Origin of the sequence: Microbacterium meiriae, assembly GCF_040702565.1 — a bacterium.
Lineage (GTDB): Bacteria > Actinomycetota > Actinomycetes > Actinomycetales > Microbacteriaceae > Microbacterium > Microbacterium meiriae.
Map to the genome: position 1 here is coordinate 38,145 of NZ_JBFBLJ010000002.1, position 21,842 is coordinate 59,986.

Here is a 21,842-nt window from a genome sequence, read left to right on the forward strand (position 1 = left end):
CGGCGCTGGGCCGCTATGACGGCGGTCGCGGGGACGGTGTTCATCGCCGCCGGGGCGTTCTGGCTGTCGTTCACGTCGTTGGCCGATCTGGCCGCTCGCTCCGGGATCGGATCGGGGCAAGCGTGGGCGTGGCCGCTGATCGTGGACGGCATCATCGTCGTCGCCACGGTCGCCGTCGTCGCCCTCGCCGGGCAGCGCTCGGCCTGGTATCCGTGGGCGCTGCTGGTCGGCGGCGCGCTCGTCTCAGTGACAGCGAACGCCATTCACGCCGTCGTCGCCGCAGACGCCGACGTGCCACGGATGCTCGCGGCCTCGGTCGCCGCGGTTCCGCCCGTCGTGCTGCTTGCGATCACGCACCTGACCGTGATCCTCACCCGGACCGCCGACCCCGGCGTGCAGCCTGTCGCCTCGCGTCCGACGGTCACTGCGGAGTCGATGCCCGCGCTGTCATCTGGCGAGGCGGAGCCGACCCGTCGGGGCGACGTTGTGGCGGATCGGCGGGCGCTGGGTTGGGAGCTTCGGGAGGCGGGCTGGTCGAACAAGCGGATCGCCCGCGAACTCGGGGTGCATCCCTCGACCGTGGGCCGCTGGTTCGCCGTCGCGCACCTCACTGACACAACCGACACCGTCGATGAGCGAGAGGAGACGACCCCATGAACACCACTGAGAACCCGCAGCGCAACGATCCCGCAAGGCCCGATCCAGCACGGCTGGTGCCCGATGAGCCGAGGGAACGCCCCGAGCACGTCGAGGCAACGAGCACGCCGGAGGCGGTGCGGGCCGCGCAGGTCGCCCGCGACGACAAGCAGCACGCCCTCGTTCCCGGCCGCGGCGTGGAGTGGGTACGCCCCACCGACCTGATCGCCCGGCACTCGGCGCACGCAGCCGGCCGTGGCCTCGACTTCCAGGCCGAGCTCGCACGCCGCACCCGCACCCCGATTGGCGCTGGTGTTCGTCGTCTCGGGGACCGTGCCCGGCGGCTGCCGCCGATCTCGGCGTTCGGGCGCAGCACCGCACCTGCGTCGCAGATGTCCCGCTCCGGGGTCTCGATGAGTTGACGGTGGTGAGAGGTCATGGCTGCGACGGCACCGGCATGCAGGACGCGCTCGTGGGAGCGAGCGCGCACCTGCCTGCCAGGAGGTGCCGACACCATGACCACACCAACCCACACCAGTACCGCTCCGACGGCCGACCAGGCTGAGGACTTCACCACCGGCGAGGGCCTGCGCGCCCTGCTCAACCGTCTCGCCGAGGGCGGCGAGGATGCCTGGGTTCACGACCCGGTGGCCCGCGACCTGATGGAGTTCGCCGCCGACAAGTACCGCGCTCTCGCGAGGAAGCACAAGCTCGACACCTGGGAAGCGGTCACGGCGGCGTTCGACGCGATGCAGTACCGCTCGACCCGCGAGGCCAATGATCCGTGGGCGATCATCACCCACGCCGTGCGGATCACCTGCGTTTACGAGGAACGCGCCCAAGGGCTGCTCTGCTCGGTGCACCAGGCCCGCCGCGCCCACGTCTCGGCGTTCCACGACCCCGAACGGTTCTCCGAACGCGACACCGCGCTGGCCGACTACCATCCCGCGTTCCACACCACCGACCTGCGTCCCAGCGACCTCGAACCGGAACCACGCGACAGTCTCGGGTCTGCGCAGGCGTGCATGTCCGCTGGATCGGCGGCCGAGGACGCCATCGCGATGCTGTGCCTGCTCGACTGGCCCACCGACATCGCACGGGCCGCGGTCGAGCACGTCTGCGGGGCGTTGATGAAGGCCGGCACCCGCCAGTCCGCCTACGAGGCGCTGCGCCGCGATCGGCACGCGCGGGCACTGCTCGACCTGCCGCGCCGCTCCTGGGCCGCTCTCTTGAAGGCGCTGCTCGGGAGCCCGCACCCGGCCTACGTGGCCACCAGCAGCGGTCGCGGCATCCTGCTCCGGCTCCTGCTGGGCGAGACTCTCGACCTGCTGCTCCGCGACGACGATCTCATCCTCGCGCTCGCGCTTGCCGCTCCGAGCGGTGGAGGCGGTGAGTCGTCGTGAACGAGCAACAACTCGGCAGCATCCAGCTCGACCGCGCCGTCGATTCGATCCTCGTCGGCACCCGGCACCGCGCCGACCTCGGCGACATTGACGCCCTCGCGGCATCCATCGACCGCGACGGACTGCTGCAACCCGTCACGATCACCATCGATGGTGTGCTTGTGTGTGGGGCACGACGCCTGGCCGCGATCAAGAAGCTCGGCTGGCGCACCGTCAACGTCTGGGTTCGCAGCGGTCTGTCCGACCGGCTCGGGCAGCTCCTCGCCGAGCAGGACGACAACATGCTGCACAAGCCCTACACCCAGCTCGAAGCCGCCGGCCTCTACCGCGAGATCAAGCAGGTCATGGCCGAAGACGCCGCCCGACGGAAGTCCGCCACGCAGTTCAGCAGCGAGAACCAGCCGGGAAACGACGGTGGTGCAAACTTTGCACCACCGTCGAGCGGGCCGCTCGGGAAGGCCCGCGAGCAGGCTGCGGCGATGATTCCGGGCGGTGCGTCGCACACGACGTTGGAGAAGATCGGCTACCTCGAAGACATCGCCAACAACCCCGCTCAGCCCGAGACGTTGCGCGCGGAGGCTGCCGCCGGGTTGGAACGGATCGAGGCCGGCGAACCGGTGCATCCGATCTACCAAGCGATCCGCGACGCCGATGCCAGCGCGCGGGAGCGGCGCGAGGCCGAACTGCATGCCCGTGCCGAGGCAGCCGTGGCCCAGGCGAAGTCGATCAAGAAGGGCAAGCGCACCCCACCGCGTCGGTTGCCGCTCGTCACCGACGACGGGCAGCCCGTCCGCTACCCAGTCCGGGCATTCGTCCAGACGTGGGGTGAACTGACGAACTGGTGGACCCACTACGACGCCGACACACTCGCAGGCGAGTTGACCGACGAGCAGTTCGAGAACTTCCTCTCCACCGCCGACGGCACCGTCCGGTTCGCCGACGCACTCCGAGCCGCCCGCGAGGGGTCGGCGGAGCCGCCACGCCTCCGCGCGCTCTGACCACGGGCACAGGTGCCGGGTGCGCACCTGCTCGGCATGAGCCCTGCACCTACTGATCCTCGGAACCGCCGCCGACTCGTCGCCCTCATCGCCGCCGGCATCGTCTTGCTGCTCCTGGCCGGGGTCGGTGTCTACGGACTCCTCACCGGCCCCCGTAACAGGACCGGCACCGATCCCGACCCGGAGCCCGGCCCGGTCACGACGGCACCGCCGACGGTGGCACCGAGCACGCCGCGACCGCCGCGGGTTCCAGTGGTTCCGCGTTCGGCCGATCCTGAGACTTTCGCGCAAGGTGTCGCGTCCACGCTGTTCGCATGGGATACGGCGTCGGGGCTGTGGCCGCTGGACTACACCTCGGCGATCCTCGCAGTCGGAGACCCCAGCGGGGACGAGCAGGCCGGGCTGGCCTCCGATGTGGCCGCGTACCTGCCGACCCGTGACGCCTGGATCGAGCTGCGGCAGTACGCCACCCGTCAGCACCTCACCATCGACACCGCGTACGTCCCCAACGCCTGGGCCGACGCTGTCGCGCAGGCCCAGCCGGGGCAGCTCACAGCAGGCACGACGGCCGTCACGATCGAGGGTACTCGACATCGTGCCGGGGTCTGGAACGGCCAACCGGTCACCAGCGAGCATCCGGTCGCGTTCACCGTGTTCGTCGTCTGCGCACCGACCTATCCGACCTGCCACTTGCTGCGGCTGTCGCAGCTCGACAATCCGCTGCGCTGAAGGGGTTGGCGTCGTGTTCCGCAAAGCCGCCATCGCAGCCCTGGCGCTGCTGTTCTTCGCACCCGCCGCAGCCCTCCTCGGGATCGGGGTGCTGATCAACCCCGCTGCCGCCTACTGCGCCGCCCCTGCCGGGAGCGTGAACCTTGGCCCGATGCCGGACTCGCTCGCCGTGACCACCGCGAACGGCGAGACCTTCACCCTGAATCGTCAGCAGCTCACGCATGCGGCAACGATCATCTCTGTCGGCAACGGCATCACCGACGTGGGTCGGCCGGGAATCAAGATCGCGCTGATGGCCGCGCTCACCGAGTCCACGCTGCGGATGCTCACCAACACCGGCACCTACCCCGAGTCGGCGAACTACCCGAACGATGGGGACGGCGGCGACCACGACTCCCTCGGCATGTTCCAGATGCGCCCGCAATCGGGGTGGGGGTCGGTCGCCGAGCTCATGGACCCGCAGTATCAGGCGCGAGCGTTCTTCGGCGGGCCGACCGGGCCGAACTACCCCTCGCCGCGTGGCCTGCTCGACATCCCGGGCTGGCAACAGATGGACCCCGGCGAAGCCGCCCAAGCGGTCGAGGTGTCCGCTTATCCCGACCGCTACCGCAACTACGCGTCCGTCGCCGACAGCATCCTCGCCACCCTCACCGGCAGCGGCAGTACCGCTGGCAGCGCGACTGGCCCGGCCGTGTCGTCGTCGCGGGTGGTGTTCCCGCTACCCGAGGGCACATGGGTGCTGACCTCGCCGTTCGGGATGCGGGTGCACCCGATCACGGGCGAACGGAAGATGCACACCGGCACCGACTTCGCCGCGCCCGACGGCACCCCGATCCTCGCCGCCGCCGACGGCACCGTCACCGTCGCGGAGTTCTCCGGCGGGTACGGCGGCCTCATCGTCATCGAGCACACCATCGACGGCCACACCGTCGCGACCGCGTACGCGCATATGTGGCAGAGCGGCATCCACGTCCGCCGCGGAGACCGGGTGAACGCCGGGCAGCACATCGGCGATGTCGGCTCCTCGGGTATGAGCACCGGCGCACATCTGCACTTCGAGGTCCGGCCCGGCGGCACGAACGGTGAGGCCACCGATGCCGCCGCCTGGCTCAACGAGCACGGGGCCGCGAACCTGCCGACGGCAACCAGCGGTTCACCCGCCGCCTGCAACAACGCCACTGCGGGCACGCCGACCGGTGTCGACGGGGGCCCCGACCGGCTCGTCGACGATCCCACCAGCTCGGGCAAGATCACCGCCCGCATGCTCCACCTCTACCAGCAGACCCTCGCCGCGTTCCCCGACACCGGCTGGGGCTGCTACTCACCGCGCCCCGGCACAAAGTCCGAGCATCCCCTCGGCAGGGCGTGCGACATCACCTTCGGCAACCGCATCGGCCAGCGACCCACCCCGACACAGCTCGACGCCGGCTGGAAGGTCACCAACTGGATGAAGGACAACGCCGACGTGCTCGGCGTCGAGTACCTGATCTGGCAAGGCCAAATCTGGTCAGTCGCCCGCGACGCCCAGGGCTGGCGACCCTACAACGGCGGCGGCATGCACGACCCCGCCTCCATCACCGGGAGCCACTACGACCACCTCCACGCCACCGTCAAAGCAGGGTGATCGGCGATGGGTGTCTTCCCAGACTTCGACGGGCTCGGCGGCATCGGCGACCTCCGCGCCGTGGTTGGCGCGCTGCTGACGTTCGTCCTGATCGTCGCCGTCCTCATGCTGATCGTCTCCGCGATCGTGTGGGCGATCGCCACGGCCCACGGCAACTACGCCACCGCCAGCAAAGGCCGAATCGGAGTGCTCGTCGCGGTCGGCGCGGCCGTCCTCGCCGGAGGCGGCGTGGCCTGGATGAACTGGCTGCTCAACCTCGGCCAGCAACTCTGACTCTGAACCTCTCTGAGCTCGATGCCCACGTCCTCGCCGACGTGGGCATCGCTGTGTCTGCTGTCGAGGGGCTGCGGGTGCACCTGTGGCGTGTACCCCGTCCGCGAGTTCGTGGGCGGGTCGCCCGTCGCCAAGGAGACCTACTGTGTTCGATCTGCTCGCTAACGTCATGTCCGCGCCGCTGCTGGTGCCGATGGACATCAACATCGACCCCAACACCAACGGCCTGCCAGGGATCAACCAGCTGCGCACCATCGTCGGCGCGGTGATGACCATCGGCCTGATCCTCAGCGTGCTCGCGTTGATCGTGTCCGCGATCGTGTGGGGCTTCGGCGCGAACTCCTCGAACCCGCACCTCGCCTCGCGCGGGAAGATCGGCGTCCTCGTTTCCTGCGGCGCTGCGGTGATCTGCGGCGCGAGCGTGACGCTCATCAACTTCTTCTGGAACGTCGGCCAGTCCGTCTGACCCCGCCTTTCGTCGAGAGCTGGTGTTCGTGATGGGCGTGTGCGACGTTCCCGTGATCTCCTCGGTCTGCGATGCCGTCGGCGAAGGAGCCGCGTCTCTGGTTGCGGCCCCGTTCGACTGGCTCGCCCAGGCGATGGGTGCCGCCGCCGGGTGGCTGTTCGAGGCGGTCTGGTCGGTCTTCGACACCACGACGCTGGTGGATGTCACCAAGCCCGGCTACATCGCCGTCTACAACCTGCTGTTCGGCATCGCGGTCTTCGTGATGCTGATCTTCTTCTGCCTCCAACTCATCACCGGTCTGATCCGCCGCGACCCCACCGCCCTCACCCGCGCCGCCCTTGGCCTGGCGAAGTCCGTCCTCGGGTCGTTCGTGGTCATCACGCTCACTGCGTTGCTGTTGGAGGTCGTCGACCAGCTGTGCATCGGGATCGTGCAGGCCGCCGGGGAGACCACCGAGTCGATGGGCGACAAGATCGCGCTCCTCGCCGCAGGGCTGGTCGGCATCAACATCGCCGCCCCCGGTGTCGGAGCGATCATTACGATCTTCATGGCAGGACTCGCGATCACCGCCGCCGCGATCGTGTGGCTGTCCCTCCTCGTCAGGAAAGCGCTCCTGCTGGTCGCGGTCGTGTTCGCGCCGCTCGCCTTCTCTGGTGCCTCGTGGGATGCCTCGCGGGGGTGGATCGGGAAGTGGGCGATGTTCGTCGTCGCGCTGATCTGCTCCAAGCTCGTGCTCGTCGTAATGTTCCTCGTCGCGATCACCCAGGTCTCGGCACCCATCGATGCGGACCTCGCCTCGGTCAGCGACCCCATCGCGGGGATCGTGCTGATGGCGATGGCCGCGTTCGCCCCGTACCTGACGTACAAGTTCATCGCGTTCGTCGGGTTCGACATGTACCACGCGATCGGCTCGGAGCAGGACGCCAAGAGCGCACTCAACCGTCCGATCCCGGTCCCGGCCAAGCCGCAAGGCGGCGGCGATCCGAAGAAGGTGCTCGACGGAACCAGCGGTGGCGGCGGGAACGCGGGTGGAGGCTCTGGCGGTGGGAGCAGCGCCCCGCCACCGCCGAAGACCCCGGCACCGGCACCCGCCGCCAGTGGCGCAGGTGCCGCCGGTGGAGGGGCCGCAGCAGGTGGAGGCGGCGCAGCCGCAGCCGGTCCCGTCGCAGCAGGGGTCGTGGTCGGGGCGAGTGTCGCCAAGGGTGCCGCGACCGCCGGGCCGAAGGCCGGAACCGCGTTGGGAGCCCAGGGCGAGCATGCCGCCGACGCGGCCGCGCAGACACCGCCTCCGCCCGCCGCATCGCCTGCGGCACCGCCGTCGAGTCCGGCACCACGACCGCCGAGCAGCGACCCGTCACCGCCGCCGAAGCAGCCCCCGCCGCCAGCGCCCCGCCCACCGAAGGAGTAGACGATGAGCAGCACGAACAACGACCGGCCCACCGCGGGCGAACTCGTGCCGGTGAAGTTCTCCCGCCTCACCCGCCGCGGTGTCCTCCTCGGCCTGTCGCTGACCCAGCTCATCACGCTCGCCATCGGCGGAGCCACGCTCATCGGCGCGTTCTACGCCGGCGGCGGGATGCTGCTCGCCTACACCGCCCCCATCTGGGTACTCGCCGCCGCGCTGACATGGATACCCATCGCGGGCCGGCCCATCGTGGAGTGGCTGCCCATCGCCTGCTGGTGGCTGTGGCGCACCACCGGCGGGCAGCTGCTGTTCCGGCGCAGGATCGTCGTCCCGCGTCCCGTCGGCACCCTCGCCCTGCCCGGCGACATGGCGCGGCTGCGCGAGTACACCGATCCCGACACCAACGCCGGGATGATCCACGACCCCCACGCCGCCACGTTGACCGTCGTGTGTGAGGTCACCCATCCCGCGTTCGTGCTCCTCGATCCCGGCGAACAGGAACGCCGCGTCAGCTCCTGGGGCCGAGTCCTGGCCACCGTCTGCCGATCCGGGCGAATCGCGGCGCTACAGGTTCTCGAACGCACCCTCCCCGACTCCGGAACCGGACTCGCCGAATGGTGGGCCACCCACGGCACCCCGGACGACTCATGGGCAGCCGACACCTACGCCGAACTCATCGACCGCGCCGGACCCGCCGGCGAACGCCACGCCACCACGCTCTCGCTGTCACTGGACATGAAAACCAGCGCACGGCAGATCAGGACCGCCGGAGGCGGGATACGCGGGGCCGCCGCCGTGCTGCGGCAAGAGATGAACACCCTCGTCGCCGCGCTCCGCTCCGCCGACCTCTCACCGTCGGGATGGATGACACCGGGGCAGATCGCGGTGATGCTGCGCTCTGCCTACGACCCGGCGATCGCGGCCACCCTGGAACGCCACGGGAGGCTCGGCCAGTCGCTTGCGACTGCGGGGCCGGTTGCCGTCACCGAGACCTGGGGCAGGTTGCGCACCGACTCCGCTCACCATGCGGTGCTCTGGGTCAGCGAGTGGCCGCGGTCGCTGGTGTATCCGGGGTTCCTGTCGCCGGTGTTGCTGTCCACTGGCATCCAGCGATCGTTCTCGCTGATCTGCACCCCGATGCGCTCCGATGCTGCCGCTCGCGACATCCGCAAGAAGAAGGTCGAGCACATCTCCGACCAGGCCCAGCGCGCGAAGATCGGCCAGATCGAAGATGCCTCCCAGACAGCCGAGTACCACGACGTGCTCCAACAAGAAGCCGACCTCACCGCCGGACACGGCATCCTTCGCTACACCGGCCTCATCGCCGTCTCCGCACCCACCGTCGAAGAACTCGACGCAGCCGTTGCCGCCATCGAGCAAGCCGCGATCCAGGCATCCTGTGAGACCCGGCTCCTCGTCGGACAGCAAGCCGCCGCGTTCACCGCCGCCGCGCTCCCGCTCTGCCGCCGGGTCTAAGTCAACCGCCACCGCCGCGGCTTGACCCGACCCTTGCTCCGGCAGTGGATCAGGCTCGCGCCTCGATGAACCGAAGCATCGAAACAGGAACCGGCGCGTCTGGGGTTCGTGGCAGATCGACCACGGGAAGCACCAGGGACACGTCTGCGAGGTCGTCGACCCCGAGTTCTAGCCAGTCCGTGCAGTCGGCATGTGGCAAAGCGCTCACCAGCTGGCGATCCGCGAGCAGCAAGCTGAACGGAGGGAAGTGAATCACGGCAGAGATTGTCGGTGTGGTGGTTGTCGTCCATTCATCGTCCCTTCCACCATCCCGCGACAGCTTTACGGCCAAGCCCTCGTGTGCTCCCTCAAGGACCGCCGCCGCTCCGTCCGGCGCGATCGCCGCCAAGAGCCGGATGCCCTTTGGCGCTGGGGCTGCGACTCCATGCCGCACGGCCCCGACCAGGTCAGGGTGTGAATCGATGAGTTTCGGAGTCAGCGCTGTCATGCCCGCGAGCGCGGAGCGGATGAATCGGCCCGGGCGAACCTCGTTGAGCTTTCCTTCAATATGAGTCCGCTCGCCCTTCCATTGGGAGTGGAGCAGGTTGCCTGCGAAGGTGTAGGCCCACCGAATGTACTCGTCATCCCAAGGGGATGTGGCTGCCCGGCAAGGTTCGCAATGCGCATACAGGCTGGCGCCACCGAGTCGTGGACGCCCGTGGGCAAGTCGGTTGTCTGCTGTCGTGCCGCCCCAAGAGAAGCTCCCATTGTTGAATGCAGCTCTCGGTGGCACGTGTGCCTTGGTGAGTCTTGCCCGGGCCCCGCACAGCGCGCACTTGCCGCTCTTTGCCCGCCCACCCGTCGGCCGGAAGCCTTCCTGCTCACTCATGCCTGCACTCGCGCAATCTCTAGGCGTCGATGGCGGAGTCTGCTGTGGCAAGTCCTTCAATCGCTGTCGGGGCCGAAACAGCGTGGGGCGTTCTTTCGGAGAGAGCCGCCGCCAGGCTGTCGATGTCCTCGTGCTCCGCGGCGTCGGGGAACATCCAATGCAGGTCGCGCTCCTCTGTGGCCACGTCGATAGTGGGTCGGACGCCCGCTCCGCGGTGCGAGCGACCGCGTACATTCCGCACGTCATCCAGGGAGTAGATCGGGCCGAGTTCGCCTCGCTTTAGGAGGTTCCCTGGGTTAGCGGTGACGATCCGTCGGTCAGTCACCGCTACGAACGTGCTCGACGCGAACTTCTCAACGATGGCACTGGCTCTTCCTGGCGCGAGCGCATCCCAGGTCGCATCAACCCTTCTGGCGAGAATGGCCGGCACGACGCCAGCGAAGTTGTGAGTTCCCATTTCGTATGGGAAGGCCACGCTGCGAAGCGTCTCGCCATCCTCAAGGAACCACCGAAGGATATGCAGATACGGATCGAGTTCAAGCCCTTCGGGTGCGCATACCGCCGCTGGTACTGCTGGCATCTCGACTGCTGGCTGGAGCATGTTGGCCAAAGGGTCGATCGCTTCGAGAAGCTGCCTGCAAGTGAGTTGAGAAGCCTTGGCGTCTTTTCGCTTCTTCGTGAGAGGCGCGGTGGCGCGGCCGGGGAGTTCGGCGATGATCCGCAACTCGCGGACGAGCGACTCGGTCAGCGATCGGATTTCGGAGAGCGACTCGTCGATCTCGACGGGAGTGTTCCGGGCGATCCGGTCGAAGAGCTGCGCTTCGCTCTCGTCGTTGGTGCTTCGTGTTCTGGCGAGGGCGGCCCGGACAGCCTGGTACTCCGCGTGGGTCTTGAGTGAGCTGAGAAGCGCGTAGGTATCGAAGACGATTGCTTCGGCGTTGGATTCGAGGTACTGGCGGCGAGCGCGACCGTCCAACTTCCCGAGTTCCTGGACATGGCCTGCCACGTTCTTGCGGTATAGCTTCAATTGCTTGCGGATGTTGGGACCGCTGGGAGCGATGGGCTCCCAGACAGAGTCTGTGATGGCGTCGAGTTCGCGGGTCTCCTTGACTGCCTCATCGACGGACTCCGCCAGCCCTTCAAGCTCTGCCCATTGCTCGTTTCGGATGGCCTTGAGCGTCTGCGTCGTGAGCTGGATGTTGGAGCGGACGAGGCCGGAAATCTCGCCGAGCTGCATTTGGAGCGCGATCATGGCGACGGCCGGGCCGATAGCTGCGATCGCCGTGGCGGCCGTCATGGAGGCTGGGATGAATCGCGCCTGGGCGACCAGTTCACCGTTCTTGAAGATCGCCCCGAGCTTGGCGCCGTCCTTTGCTGCCATCTCCCCGCCGCTCTTCAACAGAGACAGCGTCGCATCGTTGACGCGGAAGAGGCCTTGCGCGCTCGATACAGCCTCTGCGACGTTCCCGACGATCGTGCCTGCGTTGCCGAAGGAGCCGAGAGCGGTGGAGAGCTGAGCGCGGTCGAAGGACGGCACCATGTCAAGGCTGATGAGTTCAAGACCGTCGGGGACTTCGCCGAATACGACTGCGACGCCTGGCGTCACCTCGACGAGGGTCGTGGACGCTGCGAGCTCAAGCGCGTCGGACCTGACCTGACCATCCTCTGCGGTCTGCCTGCCAACGGCGTCATCATTACCGGACTCGTCGCGCGGGTCGTCCATGTGGCTCTCCTTCTCGCCGGTGACTGCCTCGTGCCTCCCTCCGACGCCTCCATCAAGTATGTCAGCCGCCTTCGACAGCGCCTGGGTCATCGCAGCACACCTCCTGGTCACACGACTTGCGAGGAGGCCGACCATGCCCACGTTCTTCGATTCGACTGCCGATGCCGCTGAGGCGTCCGAAGCCTTGCGCGGCCTAGCCCACGCGAGCCGGGGCTTCGATCAGCCCGCCGAGATGTACGGGGTGATCGGTGACCTGTCCTCCGGGATGCGGTCGCTGCGGCAGGCGCTCGACCAGATCGCTGATGTTCACGAGCGCAAGGCCGCGCACGCCTTCAACGACGCCGGCAGCCACGAGGCAGGAGTGCGGGACGCGCTCGCCACTGCGGAGGAGTTGCGTCAGGCCGCGAGTCTCGTCGACCGGGCGTATGACCGGCTCGCGGAGGGGTTCATCGCTGCGGGGCGGATCGCTTGGCATCCCGAGCCCGCCGTCGAGGAGGCCGCGCCGTCGCGGTGGGTCAGCGTGGTGTTCCTCCAGGGAGAGGAGGCCGACCGGCCGTTGCGCATCCGCGGCGAGCTGGGGCATGTCGATACGGTGGACTACCTCGCGCAGTGGGACTACGGCGACGAGACCACCCAGGCCGCGCTGGAGAACGGATACGTCTACGACGAGCCCGGCGAGGGCACCAACGACCAGGTGGCGATCTCCGGCGACTACGCGCTGGTCGTCAACCCGCACATCGGCTACGTCTCGCTGCTGCGCCGCTACACCGAACCCGACACCGAGGCTCAGGAAGCCGAACAGACCGCACCGCCCCCGATGCGCGACGGCCCGGAGTTACTGGTGTCGTACTCCTCTCCGGGCGCGCCGAAGCGGACCGACCTTCCGGCCTCGAAATCGGATGGGTCGTGGTTCGAGCCCGCGAAGATCGCCGCGGTGAAGCAGGCGCGGGGGCTGGGGCTGTGATCCAGGATCGGGAGCGGCTGCACACCGCTGTTCTGGTGGCGCCGTCGAAGGAACGGCGAAGGCTCCGCAAGCAGCGCCGCCGGGCAGAGGCCCGATTGCATGCCGAGCAGCGCAAGGCCGCGCTCGCTGCCGCGAAGGCGAAGGCTGAGCAGGAGCGGGCCGAGCGGCGCGCAACGATCTACCTCCCGAAGGCCGGTGAGCCAGGTGCCGCGCGGTTGCGAACGCCAGGCCGGTTCCAGCTGACGCGCCATCAAGACACGTCGGCAACGCTGGCGGGGGCGTATCCGTTCGTCGCCGAGGGCGGCCTCGGTGCCGATGGGGTGTTCGTGGGGCAGGACCTGTACTCGGGTGGGAGCTTCGTCTACGACCCGTGGGTGCTGTACGCGCGCGGCATCATCACCGCCCCGAACGTGGTGCTGGCCGGGATCGTCGGCTCGGGGAAGTCGAGCCTCGCCAAATCGCTCTACGCGCGGTCGTTGCCGTTCGGGCGGCGCGTGTACGTTCCCGGCGACCCGAAGGGCGAGCACACAGCGGTCGCCAACGCCGTCGGCGGACGGGCCATCGTGCTCGGCCACGGACTCAACACCCGCCTGAACCCGCTCGACGAGGGCCACCGACCAGCAGGGCTCTCGGATGAGCAATGGACGAACACGGTCGCGGCCCGGCGTCGTGACCTGATCGGCGCACTCGCCGAGACCGTGCTCGCCCGAGGACTGTCGCCGTTGGAGCACACCGCGATCGACATCGCCCTGACCCAGACGGTGCGGGAGAACGACGTGCCGATCCTGCCGATGGTCGTTGATCGCATCCTCGCCCCGAGTGCGGATGCCGACGGCAGGTTGGCCGAGGACGGCAGGCTTGTCGGCCATGCGCTGCGCCGCCTCGTGGCCGGTGACCTGGCCGGGCTGTTCGATGGGCCTTCGACGGTCGCGTTCGATCCGTCGTTGCCGATGATCTCGCTCGATCTCTCGCGGGTCACCGAGAACTCGACGCTCACTTCGGTGTTGATGACGTGCTCGTCGGCGTGGATGGAGTCTGCGCTGCTCGACCCGAACGGTGGGCAGCGGTGGGTGATCTACGACGAGGCCTGGCGGCTCATGTCCCACCCGGCTCTGTTGCGGCGGATGGATGCGCACTGGCGACTCGCCAGGCACTACGGGATCGCGAACATGCTGATCTTCCACAAGCTCACCGACCTCGACAACGTGGGCGACCAGGGCTCCGCCATGCGCTCGCTGGCCAACTCACTGCTTGCGAACGCCGAGACGCGGATCGTGTACCGGCAGGAGTCCGACCAACTCGGACCGACCGCTACCGCTCTCGGCCTGACCGGCACCGAGCAGCAGCTCTTGCCAAACCTCGGCGTCGGACAAGGCCTATGGCGGATCAAGGCCAGAAGCTTCGTCTGCCAACACCAACTCCACCCCGACGAACTCGCACTATTCGACACCAGCAGCCGTGCAGCCGGAGGCCACCGATGAACCTCAATGGCCCACGCCGATCCACCACGACCGACGACGAGAACACGGCTCCCGTCGAGCTGCCGCATGTCCTCGTGACCGTCGCCGAAGACGGCACCCTCGCCGCGATGGTCGATGGGACACCGTTCGCGTCGCCGGACGGGAGCGCTTGGACGCGGGCGACGTTCGGGCCGCTCATGGATGCCATCACCAAGGACCGCACCATCGCCGTCCGAGTCGAGGTCCGCGAGAACGACGGCAGCGTCTTCACCGACATCCTCCGCACCCGCAAGCCCCGACGCGCAGCGGCACCGACCGAGACCCCGATGCCGGAAACTCGTCGGAGTCGCCACGCCCGACGGATGCCGCGCTTGGCCGAGGTCACCGCGGGCGGGTTCGTCCCCGGCGAGGATGTCGCCGTCGCGACGATCGTCTCCCACACCGACGCCACCGGAACCGGCGAAACCCGGACGCTCATCGACCTCGACGACCTACCCGACGGCACACACGAGGTGATCCTGTTCGGACGTATCTCGGGCACGCTCACGGTGCGGCGGCTGACATGAACCAGCGGCAAGCCGCGGGCATGGGCGACGAACTCACCAACGCCGCCCTCATCGGCCTGATCGGCATGTTCGGCATCGCTCTCGCCCTCCGCGCAGCCGGCAGCGTCGCCGCGTTCCTCACCGGCACAGCCCAGCCCGACGCCGGCGCAGCGGCGGGGCTCGCCGTACTGTTCAACCCCGGCGATCCAGCGACCGCGCTCGGTGCCGACGGGCTCAATCCAGTCGTCTACTGGCTTGTCAGCACGGCACTGCTCGGCGGACTCGCTGCCGGGATCGTCTGGGTGTGGATCGTGCTGCGCCGCCACACGCGGAAGACAGAGACCGACCCGCACCGACTGGCGGGGATCGCGACCAGCCACGAGGTCAAGACCGCCGCATCCGCGAAAGCACTGCTTCACCGCGCGGCCACGCTGCGGCCCTCCTTGGCGTCGCCAGCACCGCAGGATGTCGGCTACCTGCTCGGCGCCAGCCGTGGAACGAAGGTCTGGGCATCGGTCGAAGACTCGATCCTGCTGATCGGCCCACCCCGCTCCGGCAAAGGCCTGCACGTCGTCATCAACGCGATCCTCGACGCACCCGGCGCAGTCGTCACCACCAGCACCAGGCCCGACAACCTCACCGCGACCCTCCGCGCCCGACGCCGCAAGGGCGGGCCAGTCGCCGTGTTCGACCCCCAACACCTCGCCGAAGGCATCCCCGCCGGGCTGCGCTGGTCACCCATTCGCGGGTGCGACGACCCGCTGACCGCGATGATCCGCGCCAACGGGCTCGCCGCCGCCACCGGACTCAGCGCAGGAGGGGTCGAGTCCGGCGGGTTCTGGGAAGGCAAGACCCGCACCGCACTCCAGAGCCTGCTGCACGCCGCAGCGCTCGACGGACGCCCGCCCGCCGAGCTGTTCAGGTGGACCCTTGACCCCAGCGCCGCATCCGAGGCCGTCGCGATCCTCAACTCCCACCCGAACGCCGCGATGGGCTGGGACGACTCGCTAGCCGCGATGATCGATGCCGACCCCAAGACCCGCGACAGCATCTGGCAAGGTGTCTCCCTCGCCCTCGCCGCCCTCGCCGACCCGCGCGTGCTCGATGCCGTCACACCAGGCCCGAACGAACACTTCGACCCCGAAACCTTCCTCACCGAACAAGGCACCCTTTACCTGCTCGCCACCGGCGCCGGAGCAGGAGCCTCCGCATCGCTGGTAGCAGCGTTCGTCGAAGACCTCATCGAAACCGCCCGACGACTCGCCTCCCGCTCACCCGGAGCCCGGCTCGACCCGCCACTGCTGCTCGCACTCGACGAGATCGGCAACCTCGCCCCACTGCCGTCCCTGCCGACGCTCATGGCCGAAGGCGGCGGCACCGGGATCACGACCATGCCGGTCTTGCAGTCCCTCGCCCAAGCCCGCGACCGGTGGAGCGAGCACCAGGCCAGCGCGATCTGGGACGCCAGCATCGTCAAGATCATCCTCGGCGGCGCATCCAACAGCCGCGACCTCCAAGACCTCTCCACGCTCATCGGAGAGCGCGACGAGTACACCGACAGCGTGACCCTCGGCGACCACGGCACCCGCTCCAACCAGCGCTCGATCCGCCGCGTCCCGATCCTGCCGCCAGACCGCATCCGAACACTGCCGTTCGGCACCGGCATCACCATGCTGCGCTCAGCGCCGCCCATCGTCACCGACCTCCGCGCCTGGCCGACCCGGCCCGAAGCCGCACAGCTCCGCACTGACCGCGACGAACTCGAAGCGCTTCTGCGCCACCGTCCCGCCTCCTGACGACGCTTGGAAGCTCCAGTGCACCTGCCTGACAGAGCGACCCACACGCAGTTGGTCGCCCGAGTCAGGAGGAGGCCATCATGGCCATTCACACCCAGGAATCGCTGTCAGGCTTCATCGCTTCGGAGCCGTTGCTCACCGAGACGGCAAAGGGAGACGCCAGGTTCTTCGCCCGTATCGGCAAGGAGCACTTCCGCCGCGAGGACGACGGCTCGTTCACGCAGACCGAGACGACCTACCACCACTTGGTGATGTTCGGGCGTTCCGCTGAGCACGCGCACGCGAGCTTCGCCCAGGGCGACAACTTCGTCGCCGAGGGCTACACGCGGCCGGTCAACTACGAGCGCAACGGTCAGGCAATCGAGGGCGAAGAGTTCGTCGCCAAGAAGATCGGCCACGACGCCGCGCGAACCCGCTACGAGGTCGACCGGACGCCGCGCAATGGAGTGGGCCGGGACGCAGCAACGTACGAGCCGACGCAGCGAGCAGCGACCGCGGCGCACGCCCCGGTCAGCATGTGAGTTCGGGAGTCGAAGCACCATGAACGATCAGCATGAGATGGATGAGCCGGACGTCTTCGACGGACCGCCCCGCGTCACGAACGCGGACATGCCCGAACCGCCGCACCCCGTGAACTGGAACCTGCTGACGGCGCACGAGCTGGAGCAGGAATGGCTCGCGCTGAACCGGTGGGTTGACTGGCTGCGGCGCACCTATGGCCTCCCGGTCGCGGTGGTGCCGCCGTTCTGGCACCACCACCCGGAGATGGTCTGGGAGCTGTCGGCGCTGCACCTGCATTGGCTCGCGGCCTACGACCCCGAGCAGAACGCATCCGCGCCGCTCGGTTGGCACCGCGACTTCGCCGACGCTCGAGAGCGGCTTCGCTACTGGGTCACGGCCTGCGGTACTCGTGGGGACCGCGACCGCCCGACCCGGCAAGCTGCGTGGCCCGGTGAGGACCCGGCATCCACGATCCAGGACTTCACCTTCACCGACCGGGACGCCGAGTTCGTCGAGTTCGTCATCGCCCAAGTCCGCAAGCGCCAGGAGGCCGAAGACGAGTTCTACGCCGGCCTGGACGACGACGAAGCGCAGTAGACCGATGAGCCGCTACGCCAAGAAGACCGACCGTCGCCCCTACGAGGAGCGGTCGTTCTCCGTCCGGGCCGTCCACCGCGAACGCGCCGACCTGCACAAACTCGCCGAGGTTCTCATCCGGCTGACATTGCAGAAGACCGGCGAGAGCCGCGCAGCCCGCGAGGCCGCGCGGGTGCCCGACACCTACCGGGCGGCACCGGATGACCCTGGCCGCCATTGAAGCCGCCCGGTAGAATGGACCGTGCAAGCCTCGCGATGCGGGGTGTTGTCGCCTAAACCTCGCCGCTCGGCGGGCAACACGCACCGAGACCATCGGGTCTCGCCCTACAGCCTTCAACGGCTGCTCTCACGATCAACACCCCTCCCACCAACAGTGGGAGCGCGAGGGTCGAACCGCGTGAGAGTGAGCCCCCGATGACCACCATTGCCGACGATCCGGCAGCCAGCCTCATCGACCCGCCCAAGACTGCGGCTGCCGCCGTGTCGTACCTGCGGGTCTCCACCCGCGAGCAGGCCGAGAAGGGCGGGACCGACGAAGGCTTCTCGATCCCTGCCCAGCGCGAAGCGACCCGGCGTAAGGCCGAACAGCTCGGCGCCGCCATCGTCGAGGAGTTCGTCGACGCGGGAGCCTCAGCCAAGTCGTCCGACCGGCCCGAGCTGATGCGGATGATCCAGTACGTCAAGGCCAACAAGGTCGCGTACTGCATCGTTCACAAGGTCGACCGGCTCGCCCGCAACCGCGCCGACGACGTGAGCATCCACCTCGCACTCCAACAGTGCGGGGTCATGCTCGTGTCCGCGTCCGAGAACATCGACGAGACCCCCTCCGGGATGCTGCTGCACGGCATCATGTCCACCATCGCCGAGTTCTACTCCCGCAACCTCGCCACCGAGGTCGCCAAGGGCATGAACCAAAAGGCCATCGGCGGCGGCACGAACGGGCGCGCGCCCATCGGCTACTTGAACGTCCGCAAGCGCGACGAACTCGGGCGCGAAGTCCGCACCATCGAGCTCGATCCCGAGCGAGCACCGATGATCGAGTGGGCGTTCAAGGCGTACGCCTCGGGCAACTGGAGCGTCAGCCAACTCCACGACGAACTCACCTCGCGCGGGCTGCGCAGCCTGCCCACGCCGAAGAGGCCGGCGAAGCCTCTGGCGGTATCCACCATCCACCGGCTCCTGACCAACCCGTACTACAAGGGCGATGTCATCTACAGGGGTACCCGCTACAAGGGAAACCACCCGGCACTCGTGCCAGCCGAGGTCTGGTACCAGGTCCAGTCCGTGCTCACCGCGCACCAGTGCGCCGTCGAGGCAACCCAAGTCCACGGCCACTACCTCAAAGGCACCATCCACTGCGGTCAGTGCGGCTCCCGACTCATCGTCTCCAACGCGAAGAACCGCCACGGCAACGTCTACTGCTACTTCGTATGCTCCGGTCGGCACTCCAAGCGCACCGACTGCACACGCCAGGCGATGCTCATCGAAGACGTCGAGAAGCTCGTCGAGGACTACTACACCCGCGTCCAGATCACGCCCGCCCAGCAGGATGCGCTCGCGGGCATGCTCCACCACGAGTTCGATCGGCTCATGGCTGCCGAGACCGAGGAGCTGGAACGCCTCACCACCAACCGCGACCGGCTCGAAAGCGAGCAGGACCGGCTCATGCAGGCGCACTACGCCGACGCGATCCCGCTCTCAGTGCTCAAGCGCGAACAAGAGCGCATCGTCGCCGAACTCGACCAGGTGACCCGCCGCATCGACGCCCACTTCGGCGACTACGCCGAGGCCCGCGCCCACCTCGACGACGCCCTCGGCCTGCTCGCCAACTGCGCCGACATCTACACCCGCTGCGACGACACCAACCGGCGGCTGTGCAACCAGGCGTTCTTCACGAAGGTCTTCATCGACGAGGACAACGAGCTGCGGGTCGAGCACAACCGGCCCTTCGAGATGCTCCTTGATCCGCAAGTCAACGCGAATGCCCTGACCTGGGCCGCAGACGCCAACAAGGCCCGAACCTCGGCCAGCGTTTCCGTTGGCAAGGGTTCGAGCCTTGTGCGTGGGGTGGACCTAAGGGGATTCGAACCCCTGACCTCCTCGATGCGAACGAGGCGCGCTACCAACTGCGCCATAGGCCCGTGAACGACATCTACGTTATCACGCTCGGGATAGCCGACAGGACGAAGGCCCCGCATCCCCGTCGTGTGAACGGGATTCGGGGCCTTCGTGGTGGCGGTGACGGTGGGATTTGAACCCACGGTAGGGGGTTACCCTACACAACTTTTCGAGAGTTGCACCTTCGGCCGCTCGGACACGTCACCGCGGATCAGTTTACGACACCGGGGCCGAGCGCGCGAATCGGCGGGTCACCAGGCGGTGGCGACCTCGGCGTGGGCGCGGAGGATGCCCTCCGTGGAGCCGGCGGGGGCGCGGCCGATGCCGCACTCCGTGGCGACGCCGAACTCCGGGGCGAACGGGACAGCGGCGGCGATCCGGCGGCGCGCACCCTCCGCGCCGTCCTCCCGGTGCACGAGGCCGAGGTAGAGCTCCTCGACCGGGGTGAGCTCGGCGAGCGGAGCGAAGTAGGCCTCGTCGTCGTGACCGATCGGCACGGGAAGGTGCAGCCAGGTGAGCGGACGGTGGGCCGCGGCGATGACGGCGTTGGCGTAGCGAACGAGCGCGCCGGCGTCGGTCGGCTCGAAGAAATGCTTCTCCCCCGCGTCGCCGTAACAGAGGTGCACGCCCACCTCGACGTCGTCCGGGACGGCGTCGACGAGGGCGGCCAGACGCGAGACGAGTCCGTCGAACGGGTCACCGGGCCACCACGCCTCCATGACGGCGCCGTAGCCGGAGGCCCCCTCGATGATGCCCATCTCGCTCGCGACGTCCCACTGCACGGCGAGGTCCCCGTGCGGGATCGCGGCGAGGATCTCGTGGAGCTCGCGGAGCATCGCGGCGGTGTACACGGGCTCGATCGCGGCCCGGTCGTCGCCATGGAAGAAGGAGGAGATGACGGCGAGCGGGGTGGGCAGCGACACCTGGAACCGGGTGCCCGCCGCGACTGCTCCCTCCTCACGCAGCCGGGCGAAGAGCCCGTACGACTCGATCGCCGCGGAGGCGTACCCGAGCGGAGGCAGTGCGATGGTCGCCGGGTCCACGCCCTCGGCGATGCGGAGGCCGCGGGCGTCGATGCCGGCGGGGAACGGGATGGGCTCGTCGCCGATCCGCTCGATGCCGTCCGCCTGGCCGATGACGTCGGGCTGGAACATGATCCAGTGGAACCGCTTGCCGACCTCGCCGTCCGGGATGCGGCGCAACCGGTCGCCCAGCAGCTCCGCAGCGGTACGCATTGTGGTCTCAGCGTCGTCGAAGTTCACACTGCCCACGAGAAGGGCACCCTGGGGCTGCGTCATGCCCTCAGAATATCCCTCGCCGACCCACCCCCTTCCGGCCGGGCCACCCCTCTGCGTGCGGCCGGAAGGGGGTGGGACACACGCAAGGGGGTGGGTCGGCGAGGGGAGGTCGGGATTAGGATTGCCTAAGAACCCGCCGCCTCCGGGGGCAGAACGACGGGAAGGATGCAAGCAGCATGGGATTCATCACGTCTGCGGCGCTCGCCGAGACCGGATACGTGGTCCTCGACGACGAGACCACCCCGGTGGACCCGTCCGAGTGGCGTGACCTCGAGTACGTCGGCTGGCGCTCCTCCGGCATCACCCGCTTCGCACCCCTGACGAGCTACGCCGGCGACATCGACTGCAACGGCTTCTGGAACCACACACCCCCGCGCACCGACAAGGACGGCGTCTGGATCCCGGCGCAGGTCACGATCGCCCCGACCCTGCAGCGCCGTGCCCTGGCCCCGGGCGCCGGCGTCGGTCGCTGCCGGGTCATCGAGCTCCAGCCCAACGACTACGCCGACGCGATCTACAACCTGCACCAGGACGACAACAACCGCCTCAATGAGCCGGGCACGGGCTGGGTGGTCCGCGGGTATTACAACCTCACCGACGACACCGACTCGATGCTCATCCTCCGCTCCGACCGGTTCGACCCGGCCACCGAGGTCCGGCTGCCGCTGCGCGCCGGTTCGCGGATCATCGTCGACACGCAGCGCTTCTGGCACGCCGTGTGGCACCGCGGCACGGGCCCGCGGTACGCGCTCATCACCTCCTGGACCAGCGGCCCCGAGCTCGACGCGTACATCGCCGCCCACCACGGCGACCCGCATCCGGCGACGGTCGACCTCGACCCGCGTCTCATCGACGAGGCCCAGGTCGAGATGCACCGACGGATCGAGGAGCGCCGTCGCGCGTTCGAAGCGCAGGGCATCGTGATGGAGCCGCCCGCCGACATGAACCTCGTCGGCTGAGGC

The 21,842-nt window shown here is 68.5% G+C and carries 22 protein-coding genes, 2 tRNA genes and 1 pseudogene; 19 read left to right on the plus strand and 6 right to left on the minus strand.

The genetic code is table 11. The features are described 5' to 3' along the window. Positions 1-15 precede the first annotated feature (15 nt). The 10 genes from AB0310_RS07605 to AB0310_RS07650 all read left to right on the plus strand — a co-directional run bounded on the left by AB0310_RS07605 (position 16) and on the right by AB0310_RS07650 (position 9,010). Entirely contained in the window at positions 16-657 is a 642-nt protein-coding gene (locus AB0310_RS07605) for a DUF2637 domain-containing protein (protein WP_054683024.1), read from the plus strand. Then, positions 654-1,058: a hypothetical protein gene (locus tag AB0310_RS07610; protein ID WP_054683026.1), complete on the plus strand. Its 405-nt coding sequence runs from the start codon at positions 654-656 to the stop codon at positions 1,056-1,058. The genes AB0310_RS07605 and AB0310_RS07610 overlap by 4 nt, the downstream gene beginning before the upstream one ends. A gap of 93 nt (positions 1,059-1,151) precedes the next feature. Continuing rightward, on the plus strand, positions 1,152-2,039 hold the full coding sequence (locus tag AB0310_RS07615; protein ID WP_366236946.1) for a hypothetical protein: 888 nt from the start codon (positions 1,152-1,154) through the stop codon (positions 2,037-2,039). Beyond that, positions 2,036-3,037, plus strand: a complete 1,002-nt coding sequence (locus AB0310_RS07620) for a ParB N-terminal domain-containing protein (RefSeq protein ID WP_366236947.1) — start codon at positions 2,036-2,038, stop codon at positions 3,035-3,037. The genes AB0310_RS07615 and AB0310_RS07620 overlap by 4 nt, the downstream gene beginning before the upstream one ends. A 36-nt stretch (positions 3,038-3,073) precedes the next feature. Further along, entirely contained in the window at positions 3,074-3,766 is a 693-nt protein-coding gene (locus AB0310_RS07625) for a hypothetical protein (protein WP_054683032.1), read from the plus strand. Between the two features lie 13 nt (positions 3,767-3,779). Then, a complete protein-coding gene (locus AB0310_RS07630) occupies positions 3,780-5,390 on the plus strand; it encodes a M23 family metallopeptidase (RefSeq protein ID WP_054683034.1) in 1,611 nt (536 codons plus the stop codon). Between the two features lie 6 nt (positions 5,391-5,396). Then, entirely contained in the window at positions 5,397-5,663 is a 267-nt protein-coding gene (locus tag AB0310_RS07635) for a DUF6112 family protein (RefSeq protein WP_013601305.1), read from the plus strand. A 169-nt stretch (positions 5,664-5,832) separates the two neighbouring features. After that, the gene (locus tag AB0310_RS07640; protein WP_227007205.1) at positions 5,833-6,129 is read left to right on the plus strand and encodes a DUF6112 family protein; all 297 of its coding nucleotides are present in this window, start codon (positions 5,833-5,835) and stop codon (positions 6,127-6,129) included. A gap of 31 nt (positions 6,130-6,160) precedes the next feature. After that, on the plus strand, positions 6,161-7,537 hold the full coding sequence (locus AB0310_RS07645) for a conjugal transfer protein TrbL (RefSeq protein WP_366237440.1): 1,377 nt from the start codon (positions 6,161-6,163) through the stop codon (positions 7,535-7,537). Between the two features lie 3 nt (positions 7,538-7,540). Further along, entirely contained in the window at positions 7,541-9,010 is a 1,470-nt protein-coding gene (locus AB0310_RS07650; RefSeq protein ID WP_366236948.1) for a PrgI family protein, read from the plus strand. Positions 9,011-9,059: 49 nt separating this feature from the next. Here AB0310_RS07650 and AB0310_RS07655 read toward each other — a convergent pair whose 3' ends face one another. Together AB0310_RS07655 and AB0310_RS07660 are read right to left on the minus strand one after the other, a co-directional pair. Further along, the gene (locus AB0310_RS07655) at positions 9,060-9,878 is read right to left on the minus strand and encodes a hypothetical protein (protein ID WP_156366489.1); all 819 of its coding nucleotides are present in this window, start codon (positions 9,876-9,878) and stop codon (positions 9,060-9,062) included. Between the two features lie 19 nt (positions 9,879-9,897). Next, positions 9,898-11,691, minus strand: coding sequence for a hypothetical protein (locus tag AB0310_RS07660; RefSeq protein WP_197280914.1), 1,794 nt, complete (start codon positions 11,689-11,691; stop codon positions 9,898-9,900). Positions 11,692-11,734: 43 nt separating this feature from the next. Here AB0310_RS07660 and AB0310_RS07665 point away from each other — a divergent pair, with 43 nt between their 5' ends. The 8 genes and pseudogenes from AB0310_RS07665 to AB0310_RS07700 form a co-directional block, all read left to right on the plus strand. Then, positions 11,735-12,565, plus strand: coding sequence for a hypothetical protein (locus tag AB0310_RS07665; protein WP_054683040.1), 831 nt, complete (start codon positions 11,735-11,737; stop codon positions 12,563-12,565). Beyond that, on the plus strand, positions 12,562-14,046 hold the full coding sequence (locus AB0310_RS07670; RefSeq protein WP_366236949.1) for a putative type IV secretion/conjugal transfer ATPase: 1,485 nt from the start codon (positions 12,562-12,564) through the stop codon (positions 14,044-14,046). The genes AB0310_RS07665 and AB0310_RS07670 overlap by 4 nt, the downstream gene beginning before the upstream one ends. Beyond that, positions 14,043-14,591 carry a hypothetical protein gene (locus AB0310_RS07675; protein WP_366236950.1) on the plus strand — a complete coding sequence of 183 codons (549 nt, stop codon included), beginning with the start codon at positions 14,043-14,045 and terminating at the stop codon, positions 14,589-14,591. Before AB0310_RS07670 ends, AB0310_RS07675 begins: the two co-directional genes overlap by 4 nt. Further along, positions 14,588-16,366, plus strand: a complete 1,779-nt coding sequence (locus AB0310_RS07680) for a TraM recognition domain-containing protein (RefSeq protein ID WP_366236951.1) — start codon at positions 14,588-14,590, stop codon at positions 16,364-16,366. The genes AB0310_RS07675 and AB0310_RS07680 overlap by 4 nt, the downstream gene beginning before the upstream one ends. An 80-nt stretch (positions 16,367-16,446) precedes the next feature. Continuing rightward, positions 16,447-16,887 (plus strand): single-stranded DNA-binding protein, encoded by a 441-nt coding sequence (locus tag AB0310_RS07685; protein WP_034224863.1) that lies wholly within the window; start codon positions 16,447-16,449, stop codon positions 16,885-16,887. A gap of 19 nt (positions 16,888-16,906) precedes the next feature. Continuing rightward, a complete protein-coding gene (locus AB0310_RS07690; protein WP_054683054.1) occupies positions 16,907-17,464 on the plus strand; it encodes a hypothetical protein in 558 nt (185 codons plus the stop codon). 4 nt (positions 17,465-17,468) lie between these two features. Continuing rightward, positions 17,469-17,684, plus strand: coding sequence for a hypothetical protein (locus AB0310_RS07695; RefSeq protein WP_366236952.1), 216 nt, complete (start codon positions 17,469-17,471; stop codon positions 17,682-17,684). Between the two features lie 194 nt (positions 17,685-17,878). After that, positions 17,879-18,919 (plus strand): annotated as a pseudogene (locus tag AB0310_RS07700) (recombinase family protein); the annotation flags it as partial. 243 nt (positions 18,920-19,162) lie between these two features. Here AB0310_RS07700 and AB0310_RS07705 read toward each other — a convergent pair. From AB0310_RS07705 to AB0310_RS07720, 4 genes are all read right to left on the minus strand, one after another. Further along, the gene (locus tag AB0310_RS07705) at positions 19,163-19,435 is read right to left on the minus strand and encodes a hypothetical protein (RefSeq protein WP_231637074.1); all 273 of its coding nucleotides are present in this window, start codon (positions 19,433-19,435) and stop codon (positions 19,163-19,165) included. Positions 19,436-19,532: 97 nt separating this feature from the next. Further along, a tRNA-Ala gene (locus AB0310_RS07710) sits at positions 19,533-19,605 on the minus strand. Between the two features lie 92 nt (positions 19,606-19,697). After that, a tRNA-Ser gene (locus tag AB0310_RS07715) sits at positions 19,698-19,788 on the minus strand. A gap of 45 nt (positions 19,789-19,833) precedes the next feature. Further along, on the minus strand, positions 19,834-20,880 hold the full coding sequence (locus AB0310_RS07720) for a hypothetical protein (RefSeq protein ID WP_366236953.1): 1,047 nt from the start codon (positions 20,878-20,880) through the stop codon (positions 19,834-19,836). A 176-nt stretch (positions 20,881-21,056) separates the two neighbouring features. Here AB0310_RS07720 and AB0310_RS07725 point away from each other — a divergent pair, with 176 nt between their 5' ends. Further along, positions 21,057-21,839 (plus strand): hypothetical protein, encoded by a 783-nt coding sequence (locus tag AB0310_RS07725; protein ID WP_292795451.1) that lies wholly within the window; start codon positions 21,057-21,059, stop codon positions 21,837-21,839. Positions 21,840-21,842 lie beyond the last annotated feature (3 nt).